This window comes from Paraliobacillus sp. JSM ZJ581 (assembly GCF_044383835.1).
Classification (GTDB): Bacteria; Bacillota; Bacilli; order Bacillales; family Amphibacillaceae; genus Paraliobacillus.
The window spans coordinates 1-6,884 of sequence record NZ_JBISEP010000048.1; the positions used below are offsets into that span (position 1 = coordinate 1).

At 34.5% G+C, this 6,884-nt stretch carries 6 protein-coding genes and 2 pseudogenes; 3 read left to right on the plus strand and 5 right to left on the minus strand.

What is annotated here, in order from left to right; translation table 11 throughout:
* Positions 1-70: 70 nt before the first annotated feature.
* The 4 genes and pseudogenes from tnpC to ACH6CY_RS15335 form a co-directional block, all read right to left on the minus strand.
* Positions 71-1,570 (minus strand): annotated as a pseudogene (gene tnpC / locus ACH6CY_RS15320) (IS66 family transposase).
* 69 nt (positions 1,571-1,639) lie between these two features.
* Positions 1,640-1,996 (minus strand): IS66 family insertion sequence element accessory protein TnpB, encoded by a 357-nt coding sequence (gene tnpB / locus ACH6CY_RS15325; protein WP_374068184.1) that lies wholly within the window; start codon positions 1,994-1,996, stop codon positions 1,640-1,642.
* Positions 1,990-2,319: an IS66 family insertion sequence element accessory protein TnpA gene (gene tnpA / locus ACH6CY_RS15330; protein WP_374068185.1), complete on the minus strand. Its 330-nt coding sequence runs from the start codon at positions 2,317-2,319 to the stop codon at positions 1,990-1,992. The genes tnpB and tnpA overlap by 7 nt, the downstream gene beginning before the upstream one ends.
* Positions 2,320-2,419: 100 nt before the next feature.
* Positions 2,420-2,746 (minus strand): annotated as a pseudogene (locus tag ACH6CY_RS15335) (4-hydroxythreonine-4-phosphate dehydrogenase PdxA); the annotation flags it as partial.
* A gap of 159 nt (positions 2,747-2,905) precedes the next feature.
* Here ACH6CY_RS15335 and ACH6CY_RS15340 point away from each other — a divergent pair.
* Both ACH6CY_RS15340 and ACH6CY_RS15345 read left to right on the plus strand, forming a co-directional pair.
* A complete protein-coding gene (locus tag ACH6CY_RS15340; protein ID WP_374068186.1) occupies positions 2,906-3,664 on the plus strand; it encodes a YecA family protein in 759 nt (252 codons plus the stop codon).
* 456 nt (positions 3,665-4,120) lie between these two features.
* Positions 4,121-4,663 (plus strand): hypothetical protein, encoded by a 543-nt coding sequence (locus tag ACH6CY_RS15345; protein WP_374068187.1) that lies wholly within the window; start codon positions 4,121-4,123, stop codon positions 4,661-4,663.
* 1,340 nt (positions 4,664-6,003) lie between these two features.
* Here the strand turns inward: ACH6CY_RS15345 and ACH6CY_RS15350 are convergent.
* Positions 6,004-6,162: a hypothetical protein gene (locus tag ACH6CY_RS15350; RefSeq protein ID WP_374068188.1), complete on the minus strand. Its 159-nt coding sequence runs from the start codon at positions 6,160-6,162 to the stop codon at positions 6,004-6,006.
* A 563-nt stretch (positions 6,163-6,725) separates the two neighbouring features.
* On the opposite strand from ACH6CY_RS15350, the gene ACH6CY_RS15355 reads away from it, so the two are divergent.
* A partial coding sequence (locus tag ACH6CY_RS15355; RefSeq protein WP_374068189.1) for a T7SS effector LXG polymorphic toxin occupies positions 6,726-6,884 on the plus strand: 159 nt, incomplete at its 3' end.

Below are 6,884 nucleotides of genomic sequence, written 5' to 3' on the forward strand. Positions count from 1 at the left end.
TACCAAGTAAGAAGTAACCCAATCATAGCATGAGCCCAGACCTGAATGATAGGTGTGGGCTATTTGACGCTTACATTTCTACGTTTGCCGTATCGATGTTTGGCAACTGTTCAAACAGATACTTCAAATATTCAAATGGGCTCAGCCCATTCTCCTTTGCAGTTTCTACGATACTATAAATAATAGCACTCGACTCAGCACCTTTTGGTGTATTACTAAATAAGAAATTTTTTCTTCCAATGACAAAGGGCTTTATAGAGCGCTCACTTCGGTTATTATCTATTTCTAATCGACCATCCTCCAAAAACACAATTAACTTATGCCATTGGTTTCGACAATATTTAATTGCTTTTCCGAGGCCACTTTTAGGTAAGACCTTTGGTGTTTGCGTTTTTAGCCATGTTGAAAAGGCCCCCAAAAGTGGTTGGCTTCGTTCTCTTCGTATTTCATAGCGTTCTTCTGGAGACTTAGACAGACATTGGCGTTCAATCGCAAACAATTGGTTACAATATTCCAACCCTTCGGTTGCAGTAACCTTTGATTTGTCCGCCCCCTTTGGCAAGGACTTTAATGCCTCATCAAACTTTCGCCTTGCATGACTCCAACAACCGGACAAGGTGACATTAGGAAGACTCTCGTATCCACCGTATCCATCGACATGTAGGTATCCCTTGAATTCCGATAGAAACCTTTTCGGATGCTTACTTGCCCGTGTTCGTTGGTATTCAAATAGGATATTCGGTGGTCGGTCACGTCCATTACGATAGAGCCACATATATGATTTTGAATCAGCTGGTCGGCCTGGTTCACGTAATACTTGAGCCGTCGTTTCATCTGCATGTAGAATATCTTCTTGCAATAGATGATATTTCATACGGTCATATATTTTGGATAACCAGCGGTTAGCACCCTCTACCATCCAATTGGCTAGTGTTTGGCGAGAAAGGTTAATATCGAGATATTTTTATTGGCTTTCCTGTCGATATAAAGGTAAGCCTTCGGCATATTTTTGATTCATAATATAAGCGACAATAGAAGGTGAAGCATAGCTTTTTGGGAAAACAGGTGATGGCATTTTCGCTGTCACGATGGGCGTTTCTATTCCTTCTTTTTCACATTGACGACAAGCATACACATGACGAACATGCTTCACTACTTTAACTTGAGCTGGTATCACTTGGAGTTCTTTTCGAACCTCTTCACTCATTTTATGCGTTTCATTACCACAACACGAACAAACCTGTTCCTCGGGAGATAGTTTATATTCTATCGTCTCCACTGGCAGGTTTTCCATCAAGTCATCTCTAGTTTTTCGAGACTTCTTGCGTTGATATGTAATCGTATCAAGCGCAGGCTCTTCAATGTTTAAATCAGCTGTATCTTCCGCCTCATTAAACAATGGAAGAATCATTTGATTATCATTGGTTTTTTCGCTAGAAGCACCATATTTCTGTTTTTGAAGTAAACGAAATTGCTCCTCATACCATTTTAGTTTTGCTTCTAACTCTTGATTGCGCTCTTTATAATATTCAATTGTATGCCCGTTGTTGTTCGCCACTGTTTTTTCCATAAATTAAGTATACGAGAAAGAACCCGATTTGACTAGTCGAATTCTCCCTATTTTAATAGATAAATTATCTTATAGAATGGTACGTGCCTTTACCTCTGGGTGTGCTTGTTTTTGTTGGATAGACAATCCATCTAACAGCCAGCGAAGCTGGCGATGACTAATATGCAAAGGGGCTTCATCTTTATCGGATGGCCAATGGAACGTTCCACGTTCCAACCGTCGGTAATGAAGCCAAAATCCATTGTTTTCCCATTGGAAAATTTTTAACTTATCCCGTTTCCGATTACAAAATACAAATAAGCAAGGGGAGAATGGATCAAGATCAAAACATTCCTTTACAATAACAGCTAAACCATCAATTGATTTTCGAAGATCTGTACTGCTCTGTGCTAAGTAAACAGAATCAAACTGTTTATCACTTAACATTGGTTCTGAAGTACACTTACAACTTCTGATAATAATTTAATATCAGCACCTGGCTGTATCTCTATAGAAGTTGGACCAAGGTGAATGATAATAGATCCTTTTGCCAACGCTGCCTGATCATCTTCAATTTGTAGAGTTAGCCATTGGGTACCGGTATTCGAATCATTTCCTTGTCGTTCTTTGTGTTCCAATCTTTGAATCCAGTAATACATTTGATGACTTTTTAAATCATGTTCCTGGCACCACTGTGAAACACTTTGACCGCTTTCTTTCCAAGCCTCAATACGAGATTCCCATTCTATTCGTTTTTGTTTTAAGGTCAACGTAATACCTCCTTAAATTATTTCTTAAGGAGATTATCGCATGGATTAAGGTACAAGGAAATGTGGGGATTATTTGACGCTTACGCAGATACTAACACTCTAATTCCGCTAAAATTTCTGTATGACCAGGATAAATGTGTCCTCCTTTGTGTAATGCCTCTTTATTCAATGGAGCAGTACAAATTGCATCAATTTTAGCGTTATTTGCAAGCTCAATTGCTGTTTTTAAATATTGAAATGCTGCATCTCCAGCCTCCGCAGATATTTGACCAAATGGAAGGTCTACTGGAAGCAAGTCTAAATCAACACATGCAATTTTACCAAACACTGTTGAAAATTCAGCATCTAAATTAACTTTTTTTACAGTAATATCAGTATTTAATATGTCGGCAGCTCGTTCCAACATTTTAGCATCTCCGATTGTAATTCCGATTAGTGTTCCACTTTGCAAAATTGAATTAATTGTAATAAGTAGATCTAGACATAGCGAATGTAGAATTAGTAAAATAATGCTGAAGTAGTCTTTTTTATAAGACGAATTGTTATCAATAAATATGCAAAAAATACACAGTATGGAGTTGATCTAATGAACCAGTTAATGCAGTACATCGTCGCTTTGACAAATCTGTACGGCATAGTAGATAAGGATAAAACTTGTGAAATCTACAATAGCCAGAATGAAAACAGAGTCAGTCTTAATGATATCGAAGAGCTTCTTATTAATCAGTCACAAGAATTGAGCGATAATTTTATTGAAATTCATCAAAATTATTTCGTGCATGAGGCAATTATTGAATTTCATGAGTTTGATTTGATGCTTAGAAAGAAAAGTGACAAGCCTTACTATGTTCCAAAGAAAAGGGAACTTCTTAAATATGCTGATCAAAGTTATTTTGAAAAGACGAAAGAATATAAGGCTCTCCTTCAATATGTACAAGAACACTTTTTCACGGAAAAGGATGAGAAAGCGGAATGGCTCTGTGAAGATATTCAAGGGTTGTGTCATGTTGGGGCAGATATGCAGCAGATATTAGCTGAGTTTGATCATCACAATATTCACTTTGAAGATATGGAACAAATGAATGAAGTGGCTCAATTAATTATAGAGCTTTCCAATAACATTAGAATCTGGGAAAATAACGGGCATACACCTCGGGAAATTTTTGAAAAATATGAAAAGCCAAATCTAAACCCACTACCAGACAAGGCATTTAAGTTTGGCGAGTCTAATGTTATTGATATGAAAACAAAGCAGAAAGTTGGAAGAAACGATCCATGTCCATGTGGTAGTGGCAAGAAGTTCAAAAAGTGCTGTTTGGGAAAAGGTGAATCTTATTGTAAGTAAATCATCAATAGATTGGTTTGAGGGGATATACTCCTAAGTTGGAGACAGGATCCTATATTTTATTGATGCATGCAATAGATCAATAAAAATTTGACGAATCTAGAGTCTTTAGTTGAAAAAGGATTAGCTTGATGCGAATTGATTTAAGAAAGAAAGGTTTGGTTGTATACATTCTTTGATACGTCTACAAATGCAAAAAATGTCTCAAAATCTTAGTATATCTGCTAATACAGCTAGAAAAGCGTTAAATTCTCTTGTTGAAAAGAAACTATTATTTACGATTCAGAAATAAAAATATCGTAATTATGCTTCAATTAGAATGTTGTGGAATTAGTGTTTTGATAGCTGTCTATGTTTTAAATGTGTCTAGTCTAACGTGTTTGACTCGGATAATGATAGGTAAGTTCATAGTAACATAGTAAAGTTCAACTATACTAAAAAAAGAGGATGGATTATATGGCTTTAATATATAGAAACTTTCGAGGTGATACGTATTATTTGCATGAAAGACTGACTAAAAAGGGAAACAAAACTTTTCATTTTTCAAAGAGACTAGATGCATCGACTAGTGCAGGTGAAATCCCTAGTGGATATGAAATTTATGAAGAGCCGAATGGTAAAGTATATGTGAGAAAGCAAACGAAACCAATAATCAAGCAAGAAGAAATTAACATTATCAGGGAAGGTATGAAAAAACATTGTACGGTTGATGATTATAAATTAGATAGTAAAAAGAATGTCATCTATGTTTATACAATTGAAGATAGTTTTCAAGATTTACCGATACCTCTTAGTTTGGGGAGCAAATACAAACATTATGAAACCAAATTACGATTTGTTTTAGTAGACAAAGCGGATCGTTTTTTTGAAGTGGAAAGATTTTGTTATTTAGGTGGCATAGATGACTGGATTACGTTAGATTGCTCTGAAGACTTAAAAGAGTTAGTCAGGGAATATGTGCAACATCTAGGTAAGGAATCTTTCTATGAGCTGATGTAAGTGTGGGCGTTCATTCCATTTAACGGATTTTTGAGGTACATGCAACCGTATTTGGTAGAGAAATGTTTTAAATGAAACGAATGAATTGATTAGGGAAAGTTTCTAAATAGAATGAGAAGAAAAATCAAAATGGAAACTTTTCTTCTTTCCTTTGTCAAATTAAGCGAGACAACATATTTACGTCAAAATCTTCACCAACATAATTCACGAAACACTCAATTCACGTTTGATAGTTTACGGATTTCCTTGGTATGTTGTTTCGTTTACATGCAGCTTTGGAAATATACGCTTGTGACACAGAATGGAAGTCCATTACCTTAGGCAATCCAAGCCGATTGGAGCGCTCATGTAGATCTCTCTAAGATGGTGTATCACGATCTGCAAAATAAATATGAATATCCTGTTTGTTGCTTGTGAAATTCCAATTTAAAAATTACTTTCCCCAACCGAGAACAATGGACTTGAATACATTTTGTGGTATTGAATGCTCCTGATCCCGGATAGTAAGCCGAAAGCTGTTCCTCCCTTTTATTTGGCTTTCGTTTACTATAAATGATTAATGGAAAGTATCAAGTAGATCGCATTTTAATATGCATGATTCCCATCAATTTTCTTTAAATCATCTTCCTGCCATATTATCAATATTACTTATAGTTCTATAGTAATTTGGAATGAACGTATGATTTTAAAAAAAGTGATTTACGAAATAAAATATTTTAACCTGTTTATCTAAATTATTTTCATTAGATAATTTTATTTTATATTTTGAGTTGTCTCTATTAGGAGATGTGTTTTTAGACGGTGATGCTTAATCCAGCGGTAACATAGAAATGTTTAACGCATGCCTGTCATTGTAGATTAACCAAACTCACTGTAACTCCGTAAATATGAATGTTTTTTAAAAAGAAGAGGAGGATTACATGGCTTTGATATATAAAAACTTTCGAGATGATATGTATTATTTGCATGAAAGGGTGACTAAAAGGGGAAACAAAACTTTTCATTTTTCAAAAAGCTAGATGCATGAACTAGTGCAGATGAAGTTCCCAGTGGATATGAAATTTATGAAGCTCCCAACAGTAAAGTATATGTGAGGAAGAAAACGAAACCTATAATCAAGAAAGTAGAAATGAACAACATCAGTGAAGGTTATAAATGTCAACATAAGAATATATATTCTTATGTTGACATTTATAATTTTGGTAACACTTTTGACGCTTACGTAGATAAAAAAATCCCACCATTAATAAGTGACGGCTTTACAAAATATGTTCAGACTCTTACTTTGACTTTCAATTGTCTTTCGGTATAGGTGTTGTCATAACTGTTTCTCTTCCTGTTTATATTTGTAGTAATTTCATAGTCCGTAAAAAAACCTGATAACCAATCGTTGCGTTCTGATTACCATGATTAAAATGATGAATGAGTCCTTCTTGCTGTTTATTAATAGCCCTCTTCAAAGCGGCAATTGTCAATTCTTTGTTTATTCGATAGCTCATGTCCGATCCTATGATTCTCCTTAAAAATAAATCCATTACGATTATCTTCAATGAAGTCATAAATTAGTGTTATCTATACTCAAAACTTTAATGAAACGCTTAGTAATTTTATTGTCCTTATCTATGTAGAAAATAACTATCTTCTCATTTTCTAAATTGATCTTTTAGGTAGGAATATCACACGGATGACCATCGTTTTGTTTTATAATAACACGAACGTTTGTTACTTATAATTAAGTGGAAAATAAAAAGGATTTTCCTGTTTTATGTCGAATTTTAAAATAATGGAGATAATCAAATGCAAGTATGAAATTTTATAAAATATGTCGTTCATGATGATCTAAAATATTTTCATGGGCATTACAATATAAAATAACCCCTAAAAAGAATCCTGAATAAAACAATTAAAGAGCGTTTTAATGGTGGTTCAGGAGTCAACGGAAAGGTTAGTGATGATAATAGGTTAATTTATGTTATTAATAAGATACTTTTCATATACATCGATTGAGTATTTAATGACGCTAATTCAACAAAAATAATAAATCAAAGAAGAGAGGAATCCGATGGATAAAGTATTAGATGCATCCTCATTGCTTGGGACTATGAAAGAACGGATGATGCATTATGAACAGATGAAAGAACAACTAGAAGCACTTTATAAGTCAGTAGAAGATATCATTTCTTTTGATGACTTTAAAGGTAAAGGAGCGGAATCGGTTAAA